The following is a 523-nucleotide window of genomic DNA, read 5'->3' on the forward strand; positions in this document are numbered from 1 at the left end:
GTTTTAGCATCTATACCCATATGTAATTTACGCCATTGGCGACGATATTCAGACTGATGTTTTTTACGCTTCCATTCACCCTCACCTAAGAATTTCAGACCTGTAGAGTCAACGATTAGATACAGTCCATCACAACTTTTTTGATAGCTAATCACAATATCAATATGCTGTTGTCGTCTACAAATTGTAGTGTAGTCTGGCGCTATCCAATTTAACCCACAAAGATGGATGAGACTTTGAACAAAGCCAGTGACCATGCGTAAAGACAATCGGAAGAGAGATTTAATCATTAGGCAGCATTGGATAGCTGCGTCGGAGTAAGTTTGATTTCGTCCTTGTTTGCCTTTTGATGGGGCATACCATTGCGTAGCAGGATCAAACCAAATGGCAATATTTCCACGATTAATGAGAGCTCGGTTATATGAAGACCAATTGGTTGTGCGATAAATTTTAGGTGTCGACTTATTCATTTGAAAATTATATTGTGGAATAAGCCTTTAGAGATAGGTTTGTGCAACAAAGC

Annotated in this window: 1 pseudogene; it reads right to left on the reverse strand. The window is 38.8% G+C overall.

Annotated elements, in window-relative coordinates:
* Positions 1 to 470, reverse strand: a pseudogene (locus RFW85_RS07800) (IS5-like element ISAba13 family transposase); the annotation flags it as partial.
* Positions 471 to 523: the final 53 nt, after the last annotated feature.

Source organism: Acinetobacter sp. 12966 (genome assembly GCF_031196995.1).
Taxonomy (GTDB): Bacteria; Pseudomonadota; Gammaproteobacteria; order Pseudomonadales; family Moraxellaceae; genus Acinetobacter; species Acinetobacter geminorum.